The organism is Jannaschia sp. R86511 (genome assembly GCF_042466345.1).
Lineage (GTDB): Bacteria > Actinomycetota > Actinomycetes > Actinomycetales > JBBAYJ01 > Aquipuribacter.
The window spans coordinates 1,355,348-1,379,923 of record NZ_JAXHCD010000001.1 but is presented as its reverse complement, the minus strand read 5'-3'; the positions used below and the strand labels follow the sequence as shown (position 1 = coordinate 1,379,923).

The following is a 24,576-nucleotide window of genomic DNA, read 5'->3' as shown; positions in this document are numbered from 1 at the left end:
ACATCGATAGCACTAGTGCTACTGAAGGCGCGGTCGGCGGTCCGCCGCGCCTGCGCGACCCGGTGCGGCTCAGCCGCCGGCGGGCTCCAGGCGGACGGGGCTGGCGTAGGCCAGGGCGCGGTTGTTGCAGGGGTGGCCGTCGGGACCGGGCTGCAGGTTGCGCGCGGCCGGGTCGGCGACGCGGACCACGAGCCAGGGGACCTCGTCGGCGTCCCACTCGCCCTGCAGGTCGACCGGCACGGTGGCCACCTGCCCGGACGTCGCGCGCTGCACCGCCAGGACGGTGGGCACGGTGAGCCCCGTGGTCAGCACCTGCAGCTCGACCTCGCGCCCGACCGACGCCGGGCCCGCGTCGACGTCGACGGCGACCTCCAGGGTGCTGGTCCCGCGCGGCACCGGCAGCGTGCCGCCCAGCCGGGCCGCGGCAGGCGGGGCCTCGGTGCCGGCAGCCGCAGAGACCACGACGTCCAGGCGCAGGCCGGGCTCGCGGGTGGCGTAGAACCGGCGCGCGGCCAGGGCCTCGCGCACCCCGTCCCGGGTCCACTCCCGCACCCACAGCCCGCCCCGGCCGAGCCCGGGCTCGAAGCCCCAGCGACGGCCGTGCTCGTCGGACACCCCCAGCAGACCGGGCCGCCAGCCGGCGGCCAGGCACTCCAGCAGCGGGCTGCCGAGGCCCAGCCGGTAGCCCTCGAACAGGTAGTCGTCGGTCCGGTTGAACACCTCGATGCTGACCAGGCGGTCGGTCAGGCGCGGGTCGTGGGCGAAGGAGTCGAAGCGCAGCGGCTCCCGGCCGGGGTGGTTGAGCCCGAACAGCGACTGCGACCCCGCGGCGGGCGTGGTCAGCCACTCGTGCAGGCCCTGGATGCCCGCCCGGTCGTCGACGGGGATCCAGCCGTCGGAGAACCACACGTTGACGTGGCCCAGGTGGGGGGTGGTCCACTCGAAGCCGCGGACGGCGGTGAACGCGCCGGGGTCGTCGGCGGCCGCCGCCAGCTCGCCCGCCCGCCGGAAGTCCGCGTCGGTGATCAGCTTGACCGGCATGCCGGCCCACGGGACGACCTCGCGGACCCGCTCCAGCGCGGCCAGATCGGTGAACCCGGCGTGGTCGGTCAGCGCCGCCGCGTCCAGCCCGGCCGAGCGCATGCAGTCGAACGCGTCGTCGGCGTGGCCGGCCCCGTCGGACAGGTCGGTGTGGTTGTGCAGGTCCGCGTGCAGCACCTGCGTCCCGGCGACCAGGTCGGCGTGCGGCCCGGCCAGCAGCCCCGACGCGCGCGAGGCCCCGGCGCGCGGCGCCTCGCCCCGGCTGTGCGGGCGCAGCAGCAGCGCACCGGCCGTGGCCTCGTGGGCGTCGCCGGGGCCGTGGCTCACTGGGCGAGGAAGCCGAGCAGGTCCAGCCGGGTCAGGACGCCGACGGGCTTGCCGTCCTCGACGACGAGCACGGCGTCGGACAGCGTGAGCGCCTCACGGACCGCGTCCACGGACTCCCCCGCGCCCATCAGCGGCAGCGGGGAGTCCATGTGCTTCTCGACCGGGTCGGCCAGCGTCGCGGAGCCGCTGAACACGCGCTGCAGCAGGTGCTCCTCGGTGACGGCGCCCGCGACCTCGCCGCTGGTGATCGGCGGCTCGGCCTTGACCACGGGCATCTGCGAGACGCCGTACTCGCGCAGGATGCCGATGGCGTCGCGCAGCGTCTCGTTGGGGTGGGTGTGCACCAGGGCGGGCATGTCACCGGTCTTGGCGCGCAGCACGTCGGCCGCGGTGCGGCCGCCGTCGGGGGCGACGAAGCCGTAGGACGCCATCCACCGGTCGTCGAAGATCTTGGACAGGTAACCGCGCCCGCCGTCGGGCAGGATCACGACGACCACGGCGTCGTCCCGGCCCTGCTCGGCCAGCCGCTGGGCCACGCGCAGCGCGCCCACGGCCGCCATGCCGCACGAGCCGCCGACCAGCAGGCCCTCCTCGCGGGCCAGGCGACGGGTCATGTGGAACGACTCGGCGTCGCTGACCGCGACGATCTCGTCGGGGATGCTCGGGTCGTAGGCGCTGGGCCAGAAGTCCTCGCCGACCCCCTCGACCAGGTACGGCCGGCCGGTGCCGCCGGAGTACACGCTCCCCTCGGGGTCGACCCCGATGACCTGGACCCCGCCGCCCTCGCGGTCGGCCGCCTTCTCCTTGAGGTAGCGACCGACCCCGGTGATGGTGCCGCCGGTGCCGACACCGGTGACCACGTGCGTGACGCGGCCGTCGGTGTCGTCCCAGATCTCCGGGCCGGTGGTCTCGTAGTGGCTGGCCGGACCGGCGGGGTTGGAGTACTGGTCGGGCTTCCAGCCGCCGGGGCTCTCGCGGGCCAGGCGGTCGGAGGTGGAGTAGTAGGAGTCGGGGTGGCTCGGCTCGACCGCGGTCGGGCAGACCACGACCTCGGCGCCGTACGCCCGCAGCACGTTGCGCTTGTCCTCGCTGACCTTGTCCGGGCAGACGAAGATGCACTTGTAGCCGCGCTGCTGGGCGACGAGCGCCAGGCCGGCGCCGGTGTTGCCGCTGGTGGGCTCCACGATGGTGCCGCCGGGCTGCAGCGCCCCGCTGGCCTCGGCCTCGAGCACCATCTTGAGCGCGATGCGGTCCTTGATGCTGCCGCCGGGGTTCAGGTACTCGACCTTGGCCAGCACCAGCGGGCCCTTGCCCTCCTCGGCGCCCGGCCACAGCCCGCGGGTCACCCGCGAGAGCTTGACCAGAGGTGTTGCCCCGACGAGGTCCACGATCGACTCGGCATACCGCACGGCCCAATCGTGTCAGACATCCGGTCGCGGCCCTGCCGCCGGTCCCCCACGCACCGGTGCGGTAAACCGGGCGGCCGGGTCCGCGTGTGCTGCCTACCCTGAAGACGTGCCGCACGCAGCCGAGCAGACCACCGACGACGCCGGGCGCGCCCCTGCCCGCCCGGTAGCCGGTCTGAGGCGCGTCCTGGCGGGTGAACCGCGCTCCCGGCGCTCGCCCGCGCCCGCCCAGGAGCCGATCACCACCGGTATGACGCTGCCCCGCCCCGGCATCCGTCGCCTCGGACGGACCGTCGCCCTGGGCGGCGGGGGGCTCACCCTGCTCGGGGTCACCGGCGTCGGCGTCCTGCTGGCCGAGGCCCGCCTGGCCAGCCGCTGGATCGTGGCCCGGATGAGCACGCCGTTCGACGTGGACGGCCGCTACGACGCCTACGGCCGGGTGGACGCCTCGCGGCCCGTGGACCGCCCGCTGCGCCTGCTCGTGATGGGTGACTCCGCGGCTGCGGGGCTGGGGGCCGACGAGCCCGCCGCGACCCCGGGCGTGCTGCTGGCGACCGGGGTGGCCCGCGCCACCGGCCACCTGGTCGACCTGCGAACCCAGACCCGCGTCGGCGCGGTGTCGGCCGAGCTCGCCGGCCAGGTCGACGCCGTCGAGGCCGAGGGCCTGCACCCGGACGTCGTGCTCGTGATCATCGGCGGCAACGACGTCAAGACCCGGGTGCCCGCCGCGACCGCCGCCCGCCAGCTGGGCGAGGCCGTCACCCGGCTGCGGGCGCTGGGCGCGCTGGTCGTGGTGGGCACCGTGCCGGACCTGGGCACGATCACGTCGGTGCAGCAGCCCCTGCGCGCGCTGGGTGGGCGCTGGTCCCGGCAGCTGGCCGCGGCGCAGACCCGGGTGGTGCTGGCCGCGGGCGGGCACCCCGTCGACCTGCGCGGGCTGATGGCCGACGACTTCCGGGGGGCCGACGCCGCGGCGATGTTCGCGGCGGACCGCTTCCACCCCTCCGCCGACGGCTACCGACGCACCATGGGTCACGTGGTGCCGGTGGTCGTCGACCTGCTGCGCGGCGGTCCGGGCGAGGACGAGGCGCTGGCCCGGGACGCTGTTACCGGCGGGTAACTTCTCGGTCGCCGAACGGTTAGGCTCCGCGGCATGACCGACGCCGTCGTCGTATCCGCCACCCGCTCCCCCATCGGCCGCGCCGGGAAGGGCTCGCTGGTCGACGTCCGCCCGGACGACCTGGCCGCCACCGTCGTCGCCGCGGCGCTGGACGCCGTGCCCGGCATGGCCGCCACCGACCTGGACGACCTGCTGCTGGGCTGCGCCGAGCCGAGCGGCGAGCAGGGCACCAACCTGGCCCGCGTGGTCGCGGTGCTGCTGTGCCACGACGGCCTGCCGGGCACCACGGTCAACCGGTTCTGCGCCTCCAGCGTGCAGACCACGCGGATGGCCCTGCACGCGATCCGGGCGGGCGAGGGGCACGCGTTCGTGTCCGCCGGGGTGGAGTGCGTGTCGCGCTACCGCGGGGTCGCGGGCTCGGACCTGTTCGGCGAGGACGCCATGAACCCGCGCTTCGAGGACGCGCGCCGCCGCACCGGCGAGACCGCCCGCAGCAACGCCCGTTGGCACGACCCGCGCGAGTCCGGCGAGCTGCCCGACGTCTACATCGCCATGGGCCAGACGGCCGAGAACGTGGCCACCTCGCGCGGCGTCTCGCGGCAGCGGCAGGACGAGTGGGGCGTGACGAGCCAGAACCGGGCCGAGGCGGCCATTGCGGCCGGGTACGTGGACGCCGAGATCACGCCGGTGACCACGCCGGACGGCACCCTGGTCAGCCGGGACGACGGTCCCCGCGCCGGGGTGACGCTGGAGAAGGTGCAGCAGCTGCAGCCGGTGTTCCGCGCCGACGGCACCGTGACGGCCGGCAACTGCTGCGCGCTCAACGACGGCGCCGCCGCCCTGGTCGTGGTCTCCAGCGACTTCGCCACCGCCCACGGCCTGACCCCGCTGGCCCGGGTGGTGTCCACCGGGGTGTCCGCGCTGAGCCCGGAGATCATGGGCATGGGCCCGGTGGAGGCGTCGCGGCAGGCGCTGGAACGGGCGGGCCTGACCATGGCCGACATCGACCTGGTCGAGATCAACGAGGCGTTCGCCTCGCAGGTGCTGGCCAGCGCCGACGACCTGGGCATCGACCCCGAGAAGCTCAACGTGCACGGTGGGGCCATCGCCTACGGCCACCCGTTCGGGGCGACCGGCGCCCGCATCACGACCACCCTGCTCAACGCGCTGAAGGTGCGGGACGGCCGGTTCGGGCTGGAGACCATGTGCGTCGGCGGCGGCCAGGGCATGGCCGTGGTCTACGAGCGGCTCAGCTGAGCGGACCGCCCGCTGGACCCGGCCCGCACGTCAGGGCAGGGCGCGGCGCAGCGCGACGAGCTCCTCGCGCGCGGCCACCAGACGATCCTCGCCGGCACCGGCGTCGAGCAGGTCGCCCACGACGACGCGCAGCAGGTCGACCCAGCCGTGCGGGGCCAGGTCGGGCACGGGGTGAGGCTCGAGGCCCTCGGCCGCGCGGGCCGTGTCGGCGAGGCGCTGCACGGCCGGTCGGACCAGGTCGACCGGGACCCGGGCCGGGTTGAGCGACCCCAGACGCGAGACGACCCGTGCCGCCTCCTGCGCGACCTCCTCGGAGGTGTCGCGCGGGGTGGGCAGCACGGGTCGGTGAGCTCTCGGCCGGATCAGGCGACGATCAGTCGCCGCCCCGCAGGATCGCGAGCAGACGCAGGATCTCCAGGTACAGCCACACCAGGGTGACCATGAGCCCGAAGGCCGCGCTCCAGGCGAACTTCTCGGGCACGCCGTTGCGGATGCCCTGCTCGATGAAGTCGAAGTCCAGCACCAGGAACAGCGACGCCAGGACCACGCCGAACAGCGAGAGCCCCACGCCCAGCAGACCGGTGTCGAAGTAGAACGACGTGCCGGCGAACAGGACGAAGCCGATGTTGACCAGGCTGAAGAGGAAGTAGCCGATCCCGGCGATGATCAGGATCTTCTTGAAACGCTTGGTGGCCCGGATGACGCCGGTGCGGTAGGCGATGAGCATGCCGGCGAACGCCGCCAGCGTGCCCAGCACGGCCTGCGGCACGATCGGCCCGCCGAACGCGGTGGCGTACATGGCGCTGATGCCGCCGACGAACACGCCCTGGATCGCCGCGTAGGTGATCATCAGACCGGGGCGGACCTTCTTGGAGAAGGAGATCACCATGCCCAGGCCGAGGGTGGCGATGATGCCCAGGATCCAGATCGGCCCGAGCAGGGCCGGCGGGGCGAAGAAGAACGTGGGGACTGCGGTCGCGAGCAGGACGACGAACAGGATGGTGGTCCGGGTGACCACGTCCTCCAGCGTCATGGCGCGCTCGCGCACCGGCGAGGCCATGCCGTACTGGGACTCCAGCGACTCCGCCGACGGCGTCGCGACGTCGAAGGTGGCGTACCCGTTGCGGGTGAACGCCTCGTTCCGCGAGAACGCGGGGTTGCTGCTGCGCATGATCTCCCTCCAGATCGGGCCGAGATGACCCTGTACCCGGGTAACAACCCAGCGTGTCCTGGGGTTCCCGAGCCGGGCAGGAGTCTACCGAACCCCGTGATCACCTGTCCTGGGAGCGGCCACGGCACCACCCGGGCGCGCGTGCCCCCGACGGGACTCGAACCCGTACTGCTGCGCTTTTAAGGCGCCTGCCTCTGCCGGTTGGGCTACGGGGGCGTCGGCGAGCAGGTCCGCTGCAGGACGACCGTAGAGGTACCCCTGCCCGAACCGGCAGCCCAGGGCGGTGACGGCCTCGTGCTGCTCCACCGTCTCGATCCCCTCGGCCACGGTCTGCAGCCCCAGCCCGGCGGCCAGGTCGGTGACCGCGGCCACGATCCGGCGGTCCGGCCCGTCCAGGACCACGCGCTCGACGAACGACCGGTCGATCTTGACCACGTCGACCGGGAGCGCCCGCAGGTGGGTCAGCGAGGAGTACCCGGTGCCGAAGTCGTCCAGCGCGACCTCCACGCCCTCGGCCCGCAGCACGCGCAGCTGCGGCACCACCCCGTCCAGGTAGGGCACCACGGCGGACTCGGTGACCTCCACGGTCAGCCGGGTCGCGGGCACGTCGGCCCGGTTGAGCCGGCGCAGCACGCGGCCGGCGAAGTCCGGCTCGGCCAGCTCGCGGCCGCTGACGTTGACCGCCATCCGCCGGCCGTGCGGGTCGCGGGAGGCCTCGCCCAGCGCGGTGGCCATGACGAACCCGCCCATGCCGCGCACCAGGCCGGACTCCTCGGCCACCTCGAGGAACTCGGCCGGGCCGACCGTCACGCCCCGGACCCGGCGCACGAGGCGGACCAGCGCCTCGTGGGACACCACGCGCAGGTCGGTCAGGTCGACGACCGGCTGGTAGACCACCGAGAACCCGCCGTTGGTCAACGCCGACCGCAGCTCGCGCTCGATGGCGTGGCGGGTGTCGACCTCGGCCTGCAGGGTGTGCCCGAAGAGCACGTGCCGGTGACCGCCCCGCGCCTTGGCCCGGTACATGGCGATGTCGGCCTGCCGGATCAGCGACTCCGCGTCCTCGTCGAGCCCGGCCACCTCGGCACCCCCCGCGGACGCGTCCCGCACCACGACGCCGATGCTGGCCGAGACCACCACGTCCCCGCGGCTCAGCGTGACCAGCGGCTCCAGCGCGCCGTGCACCCGGCGCAGCAGCAGGTCCAGCAGCGGGCCGGTGGGCAGCCGGGCCAGCATGGCGAACTCGTCCCCGCCCAGGCGCGCCACCTCCTGCACCCTCAGCCGGCACAGCCGGGTGGCGACCTCGCGCAGCAGCTCGTCGCCGACCGCGTGGCCGTGGGTGTCGTTGACCAGCTTGAACCGGTCGAGGTCCAGCAGCAGCAGGACGACCGGCTGACCACCGCGGGCGTGGTCGACGAGCGCGTCGTGCATCGACTCCAGCAGGCCCACCCGGTTGACCAGGCCCGTCAGCGGGTCCAGCCGCGCCGCCCGGGCCAGCTGGGCCTCGGTGTCCAGCCGCTCCGTGACGTCGTCGACCTGCAGCACGGCCCACGACGCGGCACCCCCGCCCTCGCCGACGGGCAGCGGCGCGATGTCCACCTCGACGAAGCGCGGCCGGCCGGGCGAGGCCAGCCGGGCCGGCACCGGCGTCAGCGCGGGCCGGCCGGCGGCGACCTCGGCCAGGGCCAGCTGCAGCCGCAGCGCCCCGGTCACGTCGTCCGGGTGCACCAGCGACGCCACCGCAGAGCCCCGCAGCTGCTCGACCGGCCGGCCGAGCAGGTGCGACAGGCTGGCGTTGGCCTCCACCAGGCGACCGGCCTCGCGCCCGCCGAGCTCGATCATCCCCAGCCCGCCCGGCGACCGGTCGAAGGCCGAGGAGAACCGCTGCTGCGCCTCGCGCTCGGTGTCGCTGCGGACGAGCTCCCCGACCAGGTGGGTGAGCCGGACCGCGGCCAGCCCGAGCACCAGCAGCGCGACCACGGGCACCAGCCGCCCGGTCTCGGGCAGGGCGTCCAGCAGGGCCACCAGCAGCAGCACGGGGGCCCCGACCAGCCCCACCCCCAGCAGCATGAGCCGGCGCGGGGTGACCTGGGCGGGCGCTCCCACGGGCGCGAGCCGTCGCCGCTCGGTCCGCTCCAGGGCCGCCTCGGCCAGCCGCCCGGCCGCGGGGTGGGTCGCGGCGAGGGCCACCAGCAGCACGCTCACCAGCAGCAGGCCGCCGACGGCCGGCGGGGACGACACCCCGGTGGCGCTGGTGAGCACCAGCATCGTGTCGGCCAGCAGCAGGGCGACGAGGCCGGCCACGAGCAGACCCTCCGCCCCGCCCCGGGCCCGGGGCGACAGCACGGGCAGCAGGGCCGCGAGCACGGCCACGTCCAGCACGGGCAGCACCAGCGCGGGCACCTGGTCCGACTGCCCGTCCGCCACGACCAGCAGCCCCACCACCGTGCCGGCCAGCACGACGACCAGGGCGTCCACCACGGCCCAGCGGTCCGGGCGCCGGGCGGACTCGGTCAGCCAGAACGCCCCGACCAGCAGCGGGACGTAGGCCGGCAGCCGCAGCAGCACCGCGGGGTCGAAGGACCAGGCGGGCAGCCGGTCGGCCACGTAGGACGCCGTCAGCAGGCCGGACACGACCACGAGCACGAGCCCGGCGGCGACCCACGGCCACGGCCGCCGCGGCCCGGGCCACGGCGCCCGGGCGACCAGGGCGCAGCAGCCGAGCGCCACCGCCGCCCAGGTCAGGCCCCGCAGCGGCCCCTGCGGCAGGAACGCCAGGACGACCGCCACCGACGGCACGACGGCCGCAGGGAGCATCCAACGCGTCGCCACGTGGTCAGCCAACACGTCACAGCGGGTCTCGCGCAGGCGAAACGCGGCACCCGGTCAGCAATTCGCCACAGAGCGTGACCGGTCCGTACCGATTCGGTCGGGTACCCGACCAAATCAGACCCCTGTCGGCCCGGGGGCGTGACCGGACCCGCCGGGTGATGCGTCCACGGCTGACACGCGGAGCCGTACGTGCTCGGCGCCCGCGTACCGTACCCTCACGCAATGGCAGAGTTGAACGAGCCGACGGCTACCGGTCCGTTCATGCAGATCGGCGAGGTCGCTGCACAGACGAACCTCAGCCTGCGCACCATCCGCCACTACGAGGAGATAGGCCTGGTCGAGCCCTCGGGCCGCTCGCAGGGCGGTTTCCGGCTCTACGTGGACGCCGACGTCGAACGGCTGCGGCTGGTCCGGCGGATGAAGCCGTTCCTCACCCTGGAGGAGACCAAGGACCTGCTGGGCCTGCTGCAGACCGCGGCGCGGCTCGACGAGCTCGACGAGGCCGCGGCCGCGGCTGTCGTGGACCGACTCCGGATGTACCGCGAGGCGGTGGTGGTCCAGCTCGACACCCTGCGCGAGCAGGTCCACAAGGCCGAGGCCTTCGCCGACGAGCTGGGCGACATCGCCGCCGGCAGGCGTCGCCCCACGCTCTGAGACGCGCCACCCGACCCAGGGTGCCGGGCTCGGGTCAGTGTCCCGCCCCCAGCTGACCGGTCAGCCGACCGTGCCAGCCCTGGCTGGCCTCGTTGAGCCCGACGATGAAGACGTTTGTGCCCTTCTGGCGGTACTTGAGCTCGATGGCGTCCAGCGACGCGACCGTCGAGGAGTCGTAGATCTGGGACTCGCTCAGGTCGATGATGACGTTCTGCGGGTCACCGGCGTAGTCGAACTGGTAGACGAGGTCGTTGCTGGAGGCGAAGAAGAGCGCCCCGCGCACGGCGTAGACGCGGGTGTCGTCGTCCGGGTGGTCGACGTCGACGACCTCGGTGAAGTGGGCGACGCGACGGGCGAAGAAGATCATGGCCACGATGACGCCGAGCCCGACCCCGTAGGCCAGGTTGTGGGTGTAGACGGTGACGGCGACGGTCGTGACCATGATCGTGGTGGCGCTCAGCGGCATCCGCCGCAGCGTGGCCGGGTGGATGCTGTGCCAGTCCATCGTGCCGACCGACACCATGATCATCACTGCGACCAGGGCGGGCATCGGGATGATCGCGACGACGTCGCCCAGGCCGACGACGAGCAGGAGCAGGAACACCCCGGCCAGGAACGTCGAGATCCGGGTGCGGGCGCCGGACACCTTCACGTTGATCATCGTCTGGCCGATCATGGCGCAGCCGCCCATGCCGCCGAAGAACCCGGTGACGACGTTGGCGATGCCCTGCCCGCGCGCCTCGCGCGTCTTGGGCGAGTGGGAGTCCGTGACGTCGTCCACGAGCTTGGCCGTCAGCAGGGACTCCAGCAGCCCGACCAGGGCCAGGCCCACCGCGTAGGGCGCGATGACCTGCAGCGTCTCCAGCGTCCAGGGCACGTCCGGCACGAACCAGGCCGGCAGGCTGTCGGGCAGCTCGCCCTGGTCCCCGACGGTCGGCACCTGGATGGCCAGCAGCACCGCCAGGACGGTGATGACGACGATGGCCACGAGCGGCCCGGGGACCACCGTGGTGAGCCGGGGCATCGTGACGATGATGCCGATCCCCAGCGCCACCAGCGGGTAGACCAGCCACGGGACGCCGATGAGGTACGGCAGCTGCGAGGTGAAGATGAGGATGGCCAGGGCGTTGACGAAGCCGACCATGACGCTGCGGGGGACGAACCGCATGAGCTTGGCCACCCCCACCGCACTGAGCACGATCTGCAGCAGACCGCCCAGGATCACCGCGGCGATCAGGTAGTCCAGGCCGTACTCGCGGTTGAGGGGGGCGATGACCAGGGCGATGGCGCCGGTCGCCGCCGAGATCATGGCCCGCCGTCCGCCCACGATGCTGATGGTCACGGCCATCGTGAAGGACGCGAAGAGCCCCACGCGGGGGTCGACGCCGGCGATGATCGAGAACGCGATGGCCTCAGGGATCAGGGCCAGGGCGACGACGAGCCCGGCCAGGACCTCGGTGCGCAACCGCCTCGGGGAGCGCAGCGCACGGCGGACCGAGAACTCGTCCTGGTCCTGCTCGGGCGCCACGACAGGGGCGGGTGTGGTCGGGGTCATGCGGCTCCGTTCGACGGCCCGAGGGGCCGGGTGCACTGGTCGACGGGAGCCCGCGCGGACCCTCGGGGCCGGGACTCACCTCTTACGTAAGGAGAGAGTAGCGGGCCGACGCGCCGCCGCTCGCCGCCGTCACGTACCCGCCGGGTCTGCTGTCGGCTCAGCGCACCGAGGCCAGCACCTCGTCCAGCATCTGCGGGGTCAGCCGGCCGGTGAAGGTGTTCTGCTGGCTCACGTGGTAGCTGCCGACCACGTCGAGGTCGTGGGCGTGGGCCGGGGCGTCCGGCCCGGGCGAGAGCCGGACCCGGGCGCCGTGGCCGAACGCCGGTCGGGGCGAGGGGACCTGCCAGCCGGCCCGGGCCAGCGCCGGCAGCCCGGCCTGCCAGCCGAAGCCGCCCAGCACCACCACGGCGCGCAGGGTGGGGGCCAGCAGGGCCAGCTCGCGGTCCAGCCAGCCCGCGCACGCGTCCCGCTCGGCCGGGGTCGGCGTGTTGGCCGGCGGGGCGCAGCGCACCGACGCGCTCACCCAGACGCCGTCGAGGGCGAGGCCGTCGTCGCGCGACACGCTCGTCGGCTGGTTGGCGAAACCCGTGCGGTGCAGCGCGGCGAACAAGAAGTCCCCGGAGCGGTCGCCGGTGAACACGCGTCCCGTCCGGTTGGCGCCGTGGGCGGCCGGCGCCAGACCGAGCACGAGCACGTGGGCCCGCTCGTCACCGAACCCCGGCACCGGCCGGCCCCAGTACGTCTGGTCCGCGAACGCGGCCCGGCGGGTGCGCGCCACCTGCTCGCGCCAGGCCACCAGGCGCGGGCAGGCCCGGCAGCCGGTCACCTGCGCCTCCAGGGCCGCGAAGGCGGCGGCGTGCTCAGCGGGGTCGCTCACCCGGACATCCTCGCCCGGTTCGCCCGCGCGCGCCGGTGCCCGTCGCCTACCCTTCGCAGAGCGGCGAGAGGGGTGGGGTCATGCACGTGCGCCGAGAGGGTGTCACCACGTCCCGCGTGGGTGACGACGTCATGCTGCTCGACCTGGAGTCCTCGACGTACTACGCCATCGGCGGCAGCGGGGTCCTGGTCCTGGAGGCGCTGCGGGCGCCCGACGGGGTGGCCTCGGTCGACGAGCTGGTCGACGGCGTGCTCGCCGAGCACCCCGACGCCGCCCGGGACACGGTGCAGCAGGGCGTGCAGCGGTTCCTCGAGCAGCTGCGTCAGGTCGGGCTGCTGCAGGGATGAGCCCGGTCCGTCTCCGCGAGGAGGCGCTGCAGGGCCTGTACCGCCCCACCCCGGAGGAGGTGGCCACGGGCTGGCTGTTCGGGCCCGCGGCGAGGGAGGGGGTGGCACCCGACGACGCCGTCGCGTCCGGCGACTCCCGCCCCGGCGCCAGGCGCGGTGACGTCCGGCCGGCCCGGGCGGCGCTGGAGGACGCGGTGCGTCGTGCGCTGCTCGCCGGCCCGGCCCTGGTGGCGTTCAGCGGCGGGCGCGACTCGTCGGCCGTGCTGGCCCTGGCCGTCCACGTCGCCCGCCGCGACGGCCTGCCCGAGCCGGTCCCGGTCACGCTGGTGCTGCCCGGCGACGCGGACTCGGCGGAGTCGCCGTGGCAGGACCTGGTCCTGGACCACCTGCGGCTGCGCGGGCAGGAGCAGGTCGACGTGTCCGACGGCCGGGCCGCCGCCCTGGGCCCGCTGGGCGCGCAGGTGCTGCGGGCCGTCGGGCACCCCACGTTCCCGGCCGGGGCCCCGGGCGGTGCGCTGCTGGCGGCCGCGGCGGCCGGCGGCAGCCTGCTGACCGGTGAGCTCGGCGACAACGTGCTCGGCCGGCGGCGGGTGAGCGCCGCGGTCAACGTCTGGCACCGCCGGGGCCGGGTCGCGGCGTCGGACTGGCGCACCGCGGCGACCGACCTGCTGCCGCCCGCCCTGCTGCCCCGGGGCGGGGTCGACGGTGCGACCGGGTCCCCGGACGAGCCGGACGGGCTGCCGTGGCTGCGCCCCCGCGCCGCCGCCCGGTGGCAGGTCCGGCTGGCCGCGGAGCGACGCGCGACCCGGCTGCACTGGGCCCGCGACCTGCGGGCCGAGACGCGCCGGGCCTGGTGGGTGGAGGGCCACCGCACGCTGCGGGCCGTCGCACGGGCCGTCGGCGCCGAGCGGCACGACCCGTTCGCCGACCCGGCCTTCCTGCGGGCCTGGGCCGTCGCGGGCGGGGCGACCGGACCCCGGAGCCGGACCGTGGCGATGCGCCTGCTGGTCGGCGACCTGCTGCCCGAGGCCGTCCTGAGCCGGCGCAGCAAGGCCGGGTTCAACGCCGTGCACTTCGGCCCGAGCGCGCGCGAGGTCGCCGACGCCTGGGACGGCGGCGGGGTCGACCCGGACCTGGTGGACACCGACGCGCTGCGGGCGCAGTGGCGCTCCCCCCGCCCTCACGCCGCCAGCCTGGCCCTGCTCCAGCACGCCTGGCTGCGGTTGCACGAGGAGGGCGGCGCGTGAGCGCGGCCCGGGCCCGGCTGCGCTGGGTGCGCGAGCTGGCCGTGGTGACGGCGCTGGCGGTCGTGGTCGAGGTGGGCCTGCGCGTGACGACCCTGCCGCGGCTGGCCCGGCTGCTGCGGGTCCGCCTCGACCTGGACGAGCACGGCGCCGTGCTGGACGAGGTGCCCGTGCTGCCCGGCTGGGCCAGGCGCCCCGCCCGGGCCACCGCCGTCGTCCTGTCGCGTCGACCGTTCCAGGACACCTGCCTGCGCCGGTGCCTGGTGCTCGGCAGCCGCATCCGCGGCCTGGACCCGGTGCTGCGGATCGGGGTGCGCCGTTCCGGCACCGGCGGCTGGGAGGCCCACAGCTGGCTGGAGGTGGGCGGCCGCTCGCTGGACCCCTCCCGCGAGGACTACTCGACGTTCGGTCGCTCGTGACGGAGCCGCGGCGCTACCTCGCTCACGGGTACCTGGTCGAGTCCGACGTCGACCTGCCGCTGCCCCCGCACCCGGACGGCGTCGCGGCCCGCGGCCCGGCCGATCCCCTCAGCGGCGCTGCGGGCGACCGGTCGGGGTCGCCGCGGCTGCGCCTGCGCTCCGGCTCCCGCGTCGCCGTGCCCGGCTCGGACCCGCCCGGGCGGGTCCTCGCGCGGCTGGTCGACGACGAGCGGCGGACGTACTACACGTTCGCGGCCGACGGCGGGACGACCCGGCTGCGCTTCCACGGGGCGGTGGAGCTCGTGGCCGACGACGGTCTGAGCGAGGTGCGCGCCGACGTGGACCCGGCGGCCGACCCGGGCCTGGTGCCGGTGCTGGGGGCCGGGGCGCTGCTCGCGGTCCGGCTGCTGCTGGACGGGCGGCTGGTGCTGCACGCCAGCGCCGTGGCCCGCGACGGCCGCGCGGTCGCGTTCTGCGGCTCGGCCGGCATGGGCAAGTCGACGCTGGCCGCCCTGGCCGTGCTGTCCGGCTGGCGGCTGCTGACCGACGACGTGCTGCGGGTCGACCTGGCGCCTCCCGGCGGCACCGGGACCGGGACGACGGACGGCACCGGTGGACCGATGGTCTGGCCGGGGTCCTCGGCCCTGCGGCTGCGTCCCGCCGCGCAGCAGGTGGCCGACGCGTTCGACCCCGACGACGTCCACGCCACCGCCGACGGCCGCCGCGCGGTCGGCGGATCCGGTGACGGCTCGGCCGGGCCGGCGGGGCCGCTGCCGCTGGCCGCGGTGGTCGTGCCGCGGGTGGTGCGCGGGCTGAGCGCCCCGCAGGTGGAGCGGCTCGAACCGTTCGCGGCGCTGCGGCTGCTGCTGCGCTTCCCGCGGGTGGCGGGCTGGACCGACCCGGGCACCACGGCCCAGCAGCTGGACCTGCTCGGCGCCCTGTGCCGCCGGCTGCCGGTCGTCGTCGCCTCGGTGCCGTGGGGGCCGCCGTTCGCGGCGGCCGACGTCGCGGCCACGCTCGAGCAGGTGCTGCAGGCCGTCGACCGGCCCGCCGGGCCCTAGCCCGTCACGTCGTAGCCCGCGGCCTGCAGCCGGTACAGCTCCCGGTACAGCCCGCCCGCGGCCATCAGGTCCGCGTGGGCCCCGCTCTCCACCACGACGCCGTCGGCCAGGACGTGGATCCGGTCGGCCAGGTGCAGGTTGGTGTAGCGGTGCGACACCAGCAGCACGGCCCGGCCACCCGCCATGGCGCGCACGTCGCGGAACAGGTCGTGCTCGGCCCGGGGGTCCAGGGCCGAGGTGGGCTCGTCCAGCACCAGCAGCCGGGTCGGTCGCACCAGCGCCCGGGCCAGCGCCAGCCGCTGCCACTGCCCGCCGGACAGGTCCTGGCCCGAGTCGAAGGTCACGCCCACCGGCGCGTCCAGGCCGCCGGGCAGCCGCACCGGCAGGTCACCCAGACCCACCTGGTCCAGCACGGCCAGCACGGCCTCGTCCGTCGGCGGCGGGTCGAGCCCGAGGACGACGTTCTCGCGCAGGGTCAGCTCGAAGCGGGCGAAGTCCTGGAACGCGCACGACACCGTGGCCCGCAGCCGCTCCCGGCCCGGCCGCCCGGTCAGCTCCGTGCCGTCCCAGGCCGCGCCGCCCGCCGTGGGCGACAGCAGGCCCGCCGCGACCTTGGCCAGGGTCGACTTGCCGGAGCCGTTCTCGCCGACCAGGGCGACGACCTGCCCCGGACCGACGCCCAGGTCGACGCCGTGCAGCACCTCCTCCCCCGTCGGGTAGGTGAACCGCACCCCGCGCAGGGCCAGCGTGCCGCCGGCCGGCAACGGCGACCCCGCCGGCGTCGCGTCGCGGCGGGACACGAACGCCTCGAGCTCGGCGAGGAACGGGGCCGCCTCCAGCGCGCTGCCCGCGGCCGTGACGGCCCGGTCCACCTGCCCGCTCAGCAGCCGGGCGGCGAGGACCGCCGCCCCCGCGTCGGCCAGCGTCATCGACCCGCGCCGCACCAGCAGCACGATGGCGGTGAGCGCTGCCGCCAGCGCGGCCGCCGACAGCAGCGCCGTCAGCACGGCGTAGGCCTCGCGCCGGCGCACCTGCCGACGCAGCCCCTGCCGGTACCGGGTGCCCAGGGCCTCCTGGGTCGCGCCCAGCTCGTCCTGCGCCGCCAGGCTGCGCACCTCCTTGGCGGCCGGCCGCTCGACCAGCAGCCGGCGGACGTAGGCCCGGGTGCGGAACACCTGGGTCCAGCGGCGCGAGAAGCCGAACTCCGTCCGACCCGCGGCGCGGGCGACGAGGACCGCGGGGACCCCGCCCAGCAGCAGCACCGGGACCAGCAGCGGCTGCACCACCACCAGGGCCCCGGTCAGCGCGAACGAGGTCAGCAGGCCACCGAGCAACGACAGCGCGGCCCCGGCGATCTGGTGCGGGCGCCCCAGCGCCTGGCCCTGGAGCCGCTCGACCGCGTCGGCGTGCTGCGGCGTCTCCACCTCGCGCAGGTCCAGCCGGGAGGCGACCGCGGCCACGTCGCGCCACACCACGATGCTGGTGTCCTCGGCGATCAGCCGCTGCTGCTGGGTGACCACGCCGCCCGCCACGGCCGAGGCGGCGGTGGAGCCCACCAGCAGGGCGACCGGCAGCAGCAGGCTCCCCCCGGCCCCGCTCAGCAGCCGGTCCAGCAGCAGCGCTCCGGCGGCGACGACACCCACCGCGGCCGCCGCCTGCACCACCTGCAGGGCGCACACCAGGGCGAACGCGCGCGGGCTGCTGCGCGCGACCAGCGCGACGGCCTCCCGGGCCAGCCGCGGTCGGCTGCGCCGTGCCGCGGGTGAGGTCACGACCGCAGGCTAGCCAGGTGCCGCGCGCGCTGCCCCGGAGTCACGCAGAGTGGTTGATTTCCACCTGACCAGCCCCAACCTGTCCGAACTGGTTGCCGAGCGTGCACGGGCTACCTACTCTTCGACGAGACGGTCGAAGCTGAACCGTCACCAGCGTCCGAAAGGGGACACGTATGTACGAGGCACCCTCCTTCGAGGTCGTGGGCACCGTCCGCGAGCTCACCCTCGGCGCTTCCAGCGGCAGCCGGCTCGACCAGAGCTTCCCGTCCGGCACCGCGTTCGGCGACCTCACGTTCAGCTGAGACGCCCTCTGCGGACGTCCCGACCCCACCGGGGCCGGGACGTCCGTGCGTCGTGGACCGGCCCCGACCCCGTGGTCGCGGCCGTCCGGGCCTTCGCCCTCGGCACCCGGCTGACCGAGGTCCCGGCGCCCGGGCCGTGGCTGGCGGCCGCGCACCGCCACGGCGTGGCCACGGTGGTGGCCGACGTGCTGCGCCGCTCCGACCTGGCCCTGCCGCCCGAGCTCGCCGCCGCCCGGTTCACGGGTCCCGCCGCCCTGCTGCGCACCATGGCCGACCTGACCCCGCTGGCCCGGCGGCTGGACGACGCCGGGGTGCGCTGGCTGGCGGTCAAGGGCCCCGTCCTGGCCGGCGTGGTGTACCGGACGCCGAACGTGCGCAGCTACAACGACCTCGACGTGCTGGTGCACCCGCTCGACCTCCCCGTCGTCCTGGACCTGCTGCGGGAGCACGGCGCGAGGCTGCTGGACCGCAACTGGGAGCAGGTGGCCCGGTCGGGGCAGGCGCAGATCAGCTGGGCGCTGCCGCACGGCACCAAGCTCGACCTGCACTGGCACCTGGTCAACCGGGAGGCGGTCCGGGCCCGGATCGGCGAGCGCACCCCCGCGCTGCTCGAGCGCCGTACCCGGGTGACGCTCGAGCAGACCCCCGTGTGGTCGCTGGACCCGCTGGACCTGGTGCTGCACACCGCGCAGCACGCCTGCCTGTCCGGGGCGCACGCCCTCAAGTGGCTGCTGGACGTGCAGCAGGCCCTGGCCTGGGCCGGGCCCGACCCCGCGGACCTGGCCCGCCGGGCGCAGGCGGCGCACCTCGACCTGGTGCTGGCGGTCGTCGCCGACCGGACCGCCCGCTACGTGGACCCCGGGGTGCTGCGCCACGTCCGCCCACCCGTCCACGGCGCGGCCTGGCGCGCGGCGGCCCGGGCGGTGTCGGACCGGGTGCCGCCGGGCGACCCCGGGCGCTGGAGCGGTCGGGCCGTGTACGCGTCCACCCGGCGCGACACCCCCGGCAGCGCCCTGGCCACCGTGCGGACGCTGCGCCGCAACGTCCTGCGCCGGGCCGGCGAGCCGGTGCCGTCGTCGATCGGCCTGGAGCGCGGCACCACCCGGGACCGTGACGCCTGGCTGGGGCTGGCCGCCCGGCACGGCTGAGCCGCGGGGACCTGACCGCCCCGGACGTCCGAGCCGCGGGGTCCGAGCCGCGGGTCCGGCCGGCTCAGCCGTGGGCGACGGACCAGGCGATGCCGTCGAGGATGTCGTGCTCGCTGACCCGCACCGTCGTGACGCCGCTGCGCAGCGCGACCCGCTGCAGCACCTCCTGCCACACCAGCGCGCCGGCCCCGATGACGTCGACCCGGCCGGGGTGCATGAACCCGCGTCCGGCCCGGGCGGCACGGTCGGCGTGCAGCAGCCGGTCGCAGGCGGCCAGCGCGTCGGCCAGGGCGTGCTCGCTGCCGTGGATGCGCTCCGGCTCGTAGGCGGTCAGACCGAGGGTCTCCGCGGCCACCGTCGTCACCGACCCGGCCAGCCCGACCAGGGTCCGCACCCCCGTCAGGTCGACCGTCAGCTCGACCTCGTCCAGCGCGGCCCGCACGTCGGCCCGCGCCGCCGCCTCCTGCTCCGGCCCGGGCGGGTCGTCGTGCAGGTGCCGTTCGGTGAGCCGGACGCAGCCGACGTCGACCGACCGGGACGCGGCCACGGCCGGCGTCCCGGCCACGACGTCGCCCACGACCACCTCGGTCGACCCGCCGCCCAGGTCGACGACGCAGAACGGCCCCGGCACCCGGCCGGCCAGCTCGCGGGTCGCCCCCAGGAACGACAGCTCGGCCTCCTCCGCGCCCGGGACGACCTCGGGCTCCACGCCGAGCCGGTCCCGGACCCCGGTGACGAACTCGGCGGCGTTGTCGGCGTCGCGGCTGGCGCTGGTGGCCACGAACCTCACGCGCTCGGCCCCCAGGTCGGCGACGACGGCGGCGTAGGCCTCGACCGCCGCCAAGGTGCGGGCCAGAGCCGCCTCGGACAGCCGCCCCGTCGCGTCGACCCCCTCCCCCAGCCGGACCACCGTCATCCGGCGGTCGAGGTCGACCTGGGTGCCGGCGTCCGGGTCGACGTCGGTGACCAGCAGCCGGATGGAGTTGGTGCCGCAGTCGACCGCGGCGGTACGAGGCATGGGGGCGAGCGTAGGGCCGCTGCCTGCCCGTCCAGGTGGCGGCCCGCACCACACCGGCACACGGCACCGCGTCGCAGGGCCGCGGGGCGCGCGACGGGGCACCCCGTGTGTCGCCGTGGACGCCCCGTGGCACCGTGGGCCCGTGGCGAGCCGGGACGCAGTGGTGGTGGGGTCGGGTCCGAACGGGCTGGCGGCCGCGTGGACCCTGGCCTCCGCCGGTCTCGACGTCGAGCTGGTCGAGGGCGCGGACACCCTGGGCGGGGGCACCCGCAGCGCGGAGCTGACCCTGCCGGGCGTCGTGCACGACGTCTGCTCCGCCGCGCACCCGCTGGCGGCGGCCGCACCCTTCTTCGCCCCCGGCGGCGGGCCCGACGGCTCGGGCTTCGACCTGGCCGCGCACGGTGTGCGGCTGCTGCAGCCCGAGATCCCGTTGGCCCACGCCCTGGACGGCGGCCGGTTCGCGCTGCTGCACCGGCGCCTCGCCGACACCGCCGCCGACCTGGACGACCTGGCGGCCGGGGACGGCGCCCGGTACCGGCGGCTGATGGCCCCCCTGGTCGCCGACGCCGGCACGGTGGTCACGGCGCTGACCTCGACCATGCGCTCGGTGCCGCTGCGTCCGGACCAGCTGCTCACCCTCGCGACGTTCGGCGCCCGCGTGCTGCAAGGCGTCCCGCGGATCGCGCGCGGCTTCCGCGGCCCGGCCGCCGGGGCGCTGCTGGCGGGCAGCGCGGCCCACACGGCCCAGCCGCTGCAGCGGATGGGCGCCGCGGGGGCCGGGCTGCTGCTCAACACCCTCGCCCACGCCGTCGGGTGGCCGGTCGTCGAGGGCGGCAGCCAGCGCATCGCCGACGCCGTGGTGGCCGACCTGCGGCGGATGGGCGCGACGGTGCGCACGGGCGAGTGGGTGGACGACCTGCGTCAGCTGCCCAGCGCCCGCATCACGATGCTCGACCTGTCACCCGCGAAGCTGCTGGGCCTGGGCGGGGACGCCCTGCCGGCCGGCTACCGCCGGGCGCTGCAGCGCTACCGCTACGGCAACGGCGCGAGCACGGTGCACTTCGTCACCGACGCCCCCGTGCCCTGGGGCGACCCGCGGGCGGCCCGCGCCGGCACCGTCCACCTGGGCGGGCCAGGGGCGCAGATCGACGCAGCCGAGCGCGAGGTGGCCGCGGGCCGCCACAGCGAGGACCCGTTCGTCCTGCTGGTGCAGCCGTCGGTGGTGGACCCGACCCGTGCACCCGCGGGCCTGCACCCGGTCTGGGCGTACTGCCACGTCCCGGCGGGCTCGGACGTCGACGTCACCGCGACCATCACCGCCCGGATCGAGCGGTACGCGCCGGGGTTCCGCGACACGGTGGTGGCCAGCAGCTGCCGCAGCGCCGCGCGCCTGTCGCTGGACAACCCGATCCACGTGGGCGGCGACATCGCCGTGGGCGAGGCCAGCGTGCGGCAGACCGTGCTGCGGCCGGTCCCCCGCTGGGACCCCTACGCGACGCCGTTGCCCGGGGTGTTCCTGTGCTCGTCGGCGACCCCGCCGGGGCCGGGGGTGCACGGCATGAGCGGCGTGCACGCCGCCCGCTCGGCGCTGCGCCGTTCGTCTCGACGCAACGGCACACTGTGACGATCTAACCGACGCAACGTGCCGTTGTGTCGGGGAGGAACCGACGCAACGTGCCGTTGTGTCGGATCGACGACCGGTCAGGCGGGTCTGATGTCGGTCCGGGAGAAGTCATCACCCTTGAACAGCAGGACATCGTCCTGCACCCGGGCCAGGGCGTAGGCGTAGAGATCACCGAATTTCAGTCCCGCTGGGTGTCGTCCCTTGCCGAAGCGGCGCCAGGCGGCGCGTGCCACCTCGACCTGGTCGGCGTCGACGGCGACAGCCCGGACGCCGGCCCGGTGAAGGAACAGGTCGAGCTCGCGCCCGGCGGCCTCGCCCCGGCGAGCCTCGACCACCAGCGACGCCTCCAGGAGGGTCCCGGCGGACACGAGCACCTCCGGTGCCGAGGCGACGGCCTCGATGAACCGGTCCTTCTCGGGCTCCCCGAACAGGATCGCGAGCAGCGCCGAGGTGTCGACGACCATCAGGCGGGTAGCCCGTCCGCGCCGTACCCCAGGAGGTCCGCCTCGGAGCGGTCGCCCAGGACCGGGAGGGCGGCGGCCCGGTCGGCGATGACGGTCAGCTCGGCCTGTCGTGTGTCGCTGCGGGAGGCCGCGCGCACGCGTTCCAGCCGTTCCCGGAGCGCGTTCGCGACCGCCGTGGTCAGGCTCTCACCGGTCACGCCGGCCAGCTCGCGGGCCAACCGGTCCGTCTCTGCGTCCTTGATGCTCAACGGCATGCAACCAAGGTACCTCCGCAGGTGGACAGGCACCTAGGCTCCCCGCACCGAACGGCGCTCGTACAGCGCCGTCGACCAGACGTACCCGACGACCACGAACCCGACGCACCAGCCCACCGCGATCACTGGCTCCCACCCGAGCGGGGTGCCCAGCAGCAGGCCGCGGACGGTCTCGATGACGGGGGTGAACGGCTGGTTCTCCGCGAACCACCGCAGCGCCGTCGGCATCGACCCCGTCGGCACGAACCCGCTGCCCAGCATCGGCAGCAGGGTCAGCACCAGCGGCAGGTTGCTGGCGGTCTCGACCGACCTCGCCTGCATCCCCATCGCGACGCCGAGCCAGTTGACCCCGTAGGACACGAGCACGAGCAGGCCCGCGAGGGCGAGCCACTCGCCGACCCCGGCGGTCGGGCGGAAGCCGACGAGCAGGCCGACCACCAGGACGAGCGTGACGGCGATGACGGCCTGGACGGTGGTGCCGACGACGTGACCGGCGACCACCGCGGCCCGCGAGATCGCCATGCTGCGGAACCGCGCCGTGATGCCCTCGGTCATGTCCATCGCGATCGTGATGGCGGCGCCGCTGGCTGCGCTGGCGACGGTGAGGACCAGGATGCCGGGCATGACGTAGGCCAGGTAGGCCTCCCGACCACCGGCGGGGTCGACCCCGGGCAGCCCGGCCCCCAGGGTGCCGCCGAGGACGAACACGAACAGCAGCAGCACCACGACCGGGCCAAGGATCACGAACACCGACAGGCCGGGGTAGCGGACCATGTGCAGCAGGTTGCGGCGCAGCATGGTGACGGAGTCGGCCACGACGTGCGACAGCCGGCTCGGGCGGCCGGGGGCGGTGACGGTGCTCATGACGTGGTCTCCTTCGTGTCGGTCCGGCCGGTCAGGGCGAAGAACACGTCGTCCAGGTCCGGGGTGTGGATGCTCAGGTCGTCGACCTCGAGCCCGGCCGTGTCGAGCCGGTCCAGCAGGGTGCGCAGCGCGCGGACGCCGCCGTCGCTCGGCACCGTGAGGGCCAGGTCGGCGTCGTCGCGGGTGGAGCCGTCGAGCACGGCCGCCGCCGCGGCCAGGGCCGGGGCGTCGGCGAAGCGCAGCCGCACGTGCCCGCCGGGGACGAGCCGCTTGAGCTCCTCCGGCGTCCCCTCGGCCACGAGGCGGCCGCCGTCGAGCACCGCGACGCGGTGGGCCAGCGCGTCGGCCTCCTCCAGGTGCTGCGTGGTCAGCAGCACGGTGGTGCCGTCCGCGACCAGGTCGCGGACGATGTCCCACATGGTGCGCCGGCTGCGCGGGTCCAGGCCCGTGGTGGGCTCGTCGAGGAAGATGACGTCCGGGGTGGAGACCAGCGTCATGGCCAGGTCGAGACGTCGCTTCATGCCGCCGGAGTAGGTGGCCAGCGGTGTGCGGGCGGCGTCGAGGAGGTCGAACTGCTCGAGCAGCTCGGCGACCCTGGCCCGGGAGCGCCTGGCCCCGAGGTGGCGCAGGCGCGCCATCAGCAGCAGGTTCTCCTCACCGGTCAGCAGCCCGTCGACGGCCGCGAACTGCCCGGTCAGCCCGATGGCGGCCCGGACGGCGTCCTGCTGGCGGACCACGTCGTACCCGGCGACCCGCACGGACCCGCCGTCGGGGCGCAGCAGGGTGCTCAGGACGTGAACGGTGGTGGTCTTGCCGGCGCCGTTGGGCCCGAGCAGGGCCGTGACCGTGCCGGCCGCGACGGTCAGGTCGACGTCGTCGAGCACGACGGTGCTGCCGTAGCTCTTGCGCAGCCCGCGGACCTCGATGGCGGCCGGGGTGGCGCCGCCCGCGCTCACCGGGCCCGCCGCACGTCGATGTCGCCGAACTGCGTGCGCGCCCGCACGGCGACGGTCGGCTCGGCCGGGCCCGGGGGCTGGTCGGCGTCGAGCTCGTTGCGGACGTGGCCACGCTTGGACGACAGGTCGAGCCAGGCCGCGACTCCCGGCCGCACCCCGACGGCGACCTGCCCGAAGCCGCTCTCGACCTCGATCGAGCCCGCGGCCACCTCACCCAGCCGGATGGTGCCGTAGGACGTCTTGCTCACCACGGACCCCAGGGCGCGGGTGATGTCCAGGTCGCCGTAGGACAGCTTCGCCTCGACGTCGCCGCCCGCCTCGCCGATGGTCAGCGACCCGTGCGAGGCCTTGAGGACGGCGTCACCGGTCACCGTGCCGATCCGGATCTGGCCGTGGTCGGCGGTGATCTCGACCCCGCCGTCGGCGGTGCCCACCGTTGCGCTGCCGTGCCCGGCCCGCAGCCACAGGTCGCCCGTGGCCTCCAGGTCCACCGGGCCCATCGAGGCCTTGACGCGGGTGGCGCCCAGGCGGCCCACGCTGCGCACCTCGCCCACCGCGACCTGCGCGGTGAGCCGGGAGCCCGTGGGCAGCTCCACCCGCAGGTCGACGGACTCGGTGGGCCCGATGACGGCGAAGCGCGGCCTGGGGCCGGTGACCGTGAGCCGACCGCCGTCGAGGGCGACCGTGGTCTCGGCCGCGCCGCGGACGTCGACGGCCTTGTCCGGGTTGGTGGGTGACACGGTGACCACGGTGTCGGTGCGGTCGCCGGCGACGACCTCGAGCCGGCCGACCTGCAGGTCGACCGCGAGGTCGATGGCGGTGGGGGTGTCGAATCTGGGCATGCTGACGCCTTCCCTTCCGGG

At 75.4% G+C, this 24,576-nt stretch carries 24 protein-coding genes, 1 tRNA gene and 1 pseudogene; 11 read left to right on the top strand and 15 right to left on the bottom strand.

The annotated features are described in order from the left end of the window. Positions 1-69: 69 nt before the first annotated feature. Both SJY06_RS06740 and SJY06_RS06735 read right to left on the bottom strand, forming a co-directional pair. Entirely contained in the window at positions 70-1,368 is a 1,299-nt protein-coding gene (locus SJY06_RS06740) for a hypothetical protein (RefSeq protein ID WP_380165901.1), read from the bottom strand. Further along, on the bottom strand, positions 1,365-2,777 hold the full coding sequence (locus tag SJY06_RS06735) for a cystathionine beta-synthase (protein WP_380165899.1): 1,413 nt from the start codon (positions 2,775-2,777) through the stop codon (positions 1,365-1,367). Before SJY06_RS06735 ends, SJY06_RS06740 begins: the two co-directional genes overlap by 4 nt. A gap of 106 nt (positions 2,778-2,883) precedes the next feature. On the opposite strand from SJY06_RS06735, the gene SJY06_RS06730 reads away from it, so the two are divergent. Together SJY06_RS06730 and SJY06_RS06725 are read left to right on the top strand one after the other, a co-directional pair. Then, positions 2,884-3,894, top strand: coding sequence for an SGNH/GDSL hydrolase family protein (locus SJY06_RS06730; RefSeq protein WP_380165897.1), 1,011 nt, complete (start codon positions 2,884-2,886; stop codon positions 3,892-3,894). Positions 3,895-3,927: 33 nt separating this feature from the next. Next, positions 3,928-5,151: an acetyl-CoA C-acetyltransferase gene (locus SJY06_RS06725; RefSeq protein WP_380165895.1), complete on the top strand. Its 1,224-nt coding sequence runs from the start codon at positions 3,928-3,930 to the stop codon at positions 5,149-5,151. A 30-nt stretch (positions 5,152-5,181) separates the two neighbouring features. Here SJY06_RS06725 and SJY06_RS06720 read toward each other — a convergent pair whose 3' ends face one another. From SJY06_RS06720 to SJY06_RS06705, 4 genes and pseudogenes are all read right to left on the bottom strand, one after another. Further along, positions 5,182-5,490 (bottom strand): hypothetical protein, encoded by a 309-nt coding sequence (locus SJY06_RS06720; protein ID WP_380165893.1) that lies wholly within the window; start codon positions 5,488-5,490, stop codon positions 5,182-5,184. Positions 5,491-5,524: 34 nt separating this feature from the next. Then, positions 5,525-6,322, bottom strand: a complete 798-nt coding sequence (locus SJY06_RS06715; protein ID WP_380165891.1) for a Bax inhibitor-1/YccA family protein — start codon at positions 6,320-6,322, stop codon at positions 5,525-5,527. 142 nt (positions 6,323-6,464) lie between these two features. After that, positions 6,465-6,538, bottom strand: a tRNA-Leu gene (locus SJY06_RS06710). 33 nt (positions 6,539-6,571) lie between these two features. Next, positions 6,572-8,287 (bottom strand): annotated as a pseudogene (locus tag SJY06_RS06705) (putative bifunctional diguanylate cyclase/phosphodiesterase); the annotation flags it as partial. Here SJY06_RS06705 and SJY06_RS06700 point away from each other — a divergent pair. Both SJY06_RS06700 and SJY06_RS06695 read left to right on the top strand, forming a co-directional pair. Next, positions 8,259-8,870, top strand: a complete 612-nt coding sequence (locus tag SJY06_RS06700; protein ID WP_380165889.1) for a hypothetical protein — start codon at positions 8,259-8,261, stop codon at positions 8,868-8,870. The pseudogene SJY06_RS06705 and the gene SJY06_RS06700 overlap by 29 nt on opposite strands. Positions 8,871-9,376: 506 nt before the next feature. Continuing rightward, positions 9,377-9,808 carry a MerR family DNA-binding transcriptional regulator gene (locus SJY06_RS06695; RefSeq protein ID WP_380165887.1) on the top strand — a complete coding sequence of 144 codons (432 nt, stop codon included), beginning with the start codon at positions 9,377-9,379 and terminating at the stop codon, positions 9,806-9,808. 34 nt (positions 9,809-9,842) lie between these two features. Here SJY06_RS06695 and SJY06_RS06690 read toward each other — a convergent pair whose 3' ends face one another. Together SJY06_RS06690 and SJY06_RS06685 are read right to left on the bottom strand one after the other, a co-directional pair. Next, positions 9,843-11,363, bottom strand: a complete 1,521-nt coding sequence (locus tag SJY06_RS06690) for a SulP family inorganic anion transporter (protein WP_380165885.1) — start codon at positions 11,361-11,363, stop codon at positions 9,843-9,845. A 157-nt stretch (positions 11,364-11,520) separates the two neighbouring features. Next, the gene (locus SJY06_RS06685; RefSeq protein WP_380165883.1) at positions 11,521-12,240 is read right to left on the bottom strand and encodes a uracil-DNA glycosylase; all 720 of its coding nucleotides are present in this window, start codon (positions 12,238-12,240) and stop codon (positions 11,521-11,523) included. An 80-nt stretch (positions 12,241-12,320) separates the two neighbouring features. Between SJY06_RS06685 and SJY06_RS06680 the strand changes: the two genes are divergently transcribed. The 4 genes from SJY06_RS06680 to SJY06_RS06665 are packed head-to-tail and all read left to right on the top strand — an operon-like array spanning position 12,321 to position 15,311. After that, complete coding sequence (locus SJY06_RS06680; protein WP_380165882.1) at positions 12,321-12,587, top strand: PqqD family protein; 267 nt, start codon at positions 12,321-12,323, stop codon at positions 12,585-12,587. After that, positions 12,584-13,834, top strand: a complete 1,251-nt coding sequence (locus tag SJY06_RS06675) for an asparagine synthase-related protein (protein ID WP_380165880.1) — start codon at positions 12,584-12,586, stop codon at positions 13,832-13,834. The genes SJY06_RS06680 and SJY06_RS06675 overlap by 4 nt, the downstream gene beginning before the upstream one ends. After that, positions 13,831-14,250 (top strand): lasso peptide biosynthesis B2 protein, encoded by a 420-nt coding sequence (locus SJY06_RS06670; RefSeq protein ID WP_380165878.1) that lies wholly within the window; start codon positions 13,831-13,833, stop codon positions 14,248-14,250. The genes SJY06_RS06675 and SJY06_RS06670 overlap by 4 nt, the downstream gene beginning before the upstream one ends. After that, on the top strand, positions 14,247-15,311 hold the full coding sequence (locus SJY06_RS06665; protein ID WP_380165876.1) for a hypothetical protein: 1,065 nt from the start codon (positions 14,247-14,249) through the stop codon (positions 15,309-15,311). Before SJY06_RS06670 ends, SJY06_RS06665 begins: the two co-directional genes overlap by 4 nt. On the opposite strand, the gene SJY06_RS06660 is transcribed toward SJY06_RS06665, so the two are convergent. Beyond that, positions 15,308-17,083, bottom strand: coding sequence for an ATP-binding cassette domain-containing protein (locus SJY06_RS06660; protein WP_380165874.1), 1,776 nt, complete (start codon positions 17,081-17,083; stop codon positions 15,308-15,310). The two genes, SJY06_RS06665 and SJY06_RS06660, sit on opposite strands and share 4 nt — an antisense overlap. Before the next feature lie 173 nt (positions 17,084-17,256). Between SJY06_RS06660 and SJY06_RS06655 the strand changes: the two genes are divergently transcribed. Beyond that, positions 17,257-17,385, top strand: coding sequence for a lasso RiPP family leader peptide-containing protein (locus SJY06_RS06655; protein ID WP_380165872.1), 129 nt, complete (start codon positions 17,257-17,259; stop codon positions 17,383-17,385). A gap of 71 nt (positions 17,386-17,456) precedes the next feature. Continuing rightward, positions 17,457-18,533, top strand: a complete 1,077-nt coding sequence (locus tag SJY06_RS06650) for a nucleotidyltransferase family protein (RefSeq protein WP_380165870.1) — start codon at positions 17,457-17,459, stop codon at positions 18,531-18,533. A 64-nt stretch (positions 18,534-18,597) separates the two neighbouring features. Here SJY06_RS06650 and SJY06_RS06645 read toward each other — a convergent pair whose 3' ends face one another. Next, positions 18,598-19,551: an exopolyphosphatase gene (locus SJY06_RS06645; RefSeq protein ID WP_380165868.1), complete on the bottom strand. Its 954-nt coding sequence runs from the start codon at positions 19,549-19,551 to the stop codon at positions 18,598-18,600. A gap of 142 nt (positions 19,552-19,693) precedes the next feature. Between SJY06_RS06645 and SJY06_RS06640 the strand changes: the two genes are divergently transcribed. Next, positions 19,694-21,175 carry a phytoene desaturase family protein gene (locus tag SJY06_RS06640; RefSeq protein ID WP_380165866.1) on the top strand — a complete coding sequence of 494 codons (1,482 nt, stop codon included), beginning with the start codon at positions 19,694-19,696 and terminating at the stop codon, positions 21,173-21,175. A 77-nt stretch (positions 21,176-21,252) separates the two neighbouring features. On the opposite strand, the gene SJY06_RS06635 is transcribed toward SJY06_RS06640, so the two are convergent. The 5 genes from SJY06_RS06635 to SJY06_RS06615 are packed head-to-tail and all read right to left on the bottom strand — an operon-like array spanning position 21,253 to position 24,555. After that, positions 21,253-21,639 (bottom strand): type II toxin-antitoxin system VapC family toxin, encoded by a 387-nt coding sequence (locus SJY06_RS06635; protein ID WP_380165864.1) that lies wholly within the window; start codon positions 21,637-21,639, stop codon positions 21,253-21,255. Continuing rightward, the gene (locus SJY06_RS06630) at positions 21,639-21,893 is read right to left on the bottom strand and encodes a type II toxin-antitoxin system VapB family antitoxin (RefSeq protein WP_380165862.1); all 255 of its coding nucleotides are present in this window, start codon (positions 21,891-21,893) and stop codon (positions 21,639-21,641) included. Before SJY06_RS06630 ends, SJY06_RS06635 begins: the two co-directional genes overlap by 1 nt. Before the next feature lie 33 nt (positions 21,894-21,926). After that, the gene (locus SJY06_RS06625; protein WP_380165860.1) at positions 21,927-22,757 is read right to left on the bottom strand and encodes an ABC transporter permease; all 831 of its coding nucleotides are present in this window, start codon (positions 22,755-22,757) and stop codon (positions 21,927-21,929) included. Further along, complete coding sequence (locus tag SJY06_RS06620) at positions 22,754-23,713, bottom strand: ATP-binding cassette domain-containing protein (protein ID WP_380165858.1); 960 nt, start codon at positions 23,711-23,713, stop codon at positions 22,754-22,756. Before SJY06_RS06620 ends, SJY06_RS06625 begins: the two co-directional genes overlap by 4 nt. Continuing rightward, the gene (locus SJY06_RS06615) at positions 23,710-24,555 is read right to left on the bottom strand and encodes a DUF4097 domain-containing protein (RefSeq protein WP_380165856.1); all 846 of its coding nucleotides are present in this window, start codon (positions 24,553-24,555) and stop codon (positions 23,710-23,712) included. Before SJY06_RS06615 ends, SJY06_RS06620 begins: the two co-directional genes overlap by 4 nt. Between the last annotated feature and the right edge of the window lie 21 nt (positions 24,556-24,576).

Excerpts from the sequence above, each read along its gene's own strand:
- SJY06_RS06725 (WP_380165895.1), top strand. The coding sequence starts at position 3,928 with ATGACCGACGCCGTCGTCGTATCCGCCACCCGCTCCCCCATCGGCCGC.
- SJY06_RS06715 (WP_380165891.1), bottom strand. The coding sequence starts at position 6,322 with ATGCGCAGCAGCAACCCCGCGTTCTCGCGGAACGAGGCGTTCACCCGC.
- SJY06_RS06695 (WP_380165887.1), top strand. The coding sequence starts at position 9,377 with ATGGCAGAGTTGAACGAGCCGACGGCTACCGGTCCGTTCATGCAGATC.
- SJY06_RS06690 (WP_380165885.1), bottom strand. The coding sequence starts at position 11,363 with ATGACCCCGACCACACCCGCCCCTGTCGTGGCGCCCGAGCAGGACCAG.
- SJY06_RS06680 (WP_380165882.1), top strand. The coding sequence starts at position 12,321 with ATGCACGTGCGCCGAGAGGGTGTCACCACGTCCCGCGTGGGTGACGAC.
- SJY06_RS06675 (WP_380165880.1), top strand. The coding sequence starts at position 12,584 with ATGAGCCCGGTCCGTCTCCGCGAGGAGGCGCTGCAGGGCCTGTACCGC.
- SJY06_RS06655 (WP_380165872.1), top strand. The coding sequence starts at position 17,257 with ATGTACGAGGCACCCTCCTTCGAGGTCGTGGGCACCGTCCGCGAGCTC.
- SJY06_RS06645 (WP_380165868.1), bottom strand. The coding sequence starts at position 19,551 with ATGCCTCGTACCGCCGCGGTCGACTGCGGCACCAACTCCATCCGGCTG.
- SJY06_RS06635 (WP_380165864.1), bottom strand. The coding sequence starts at position 21,639 with ATGGTCGTCGACACCTCGGCGCTGCTCGCGATCCTGTTCGGGGAGCCC.
- SJY06_RS06630 (WP_380165862.1), bottom strand. The coding sequence starts at position 21,893 with ATGCCGTTGAGCATCAAGGACGCAGAGACGGACCGGTTGGCCCGCGAG.
- SJY06_RS06625 (WP_380165860.1), bottom strand. The coding sequence starts at position 22,757 with ATGAGCACCGTCACCGCCCCCGGCCGCCCGAGCCGGCTGTCGCACGTC.
- SJY06_RS06615 (WP_380165856.1), bottom strand. The coding sequence starts at position 24,555 with ATGCCCAGATTCGACACCCCCACCGCCATCGACCTCGCGGTCGACCTG.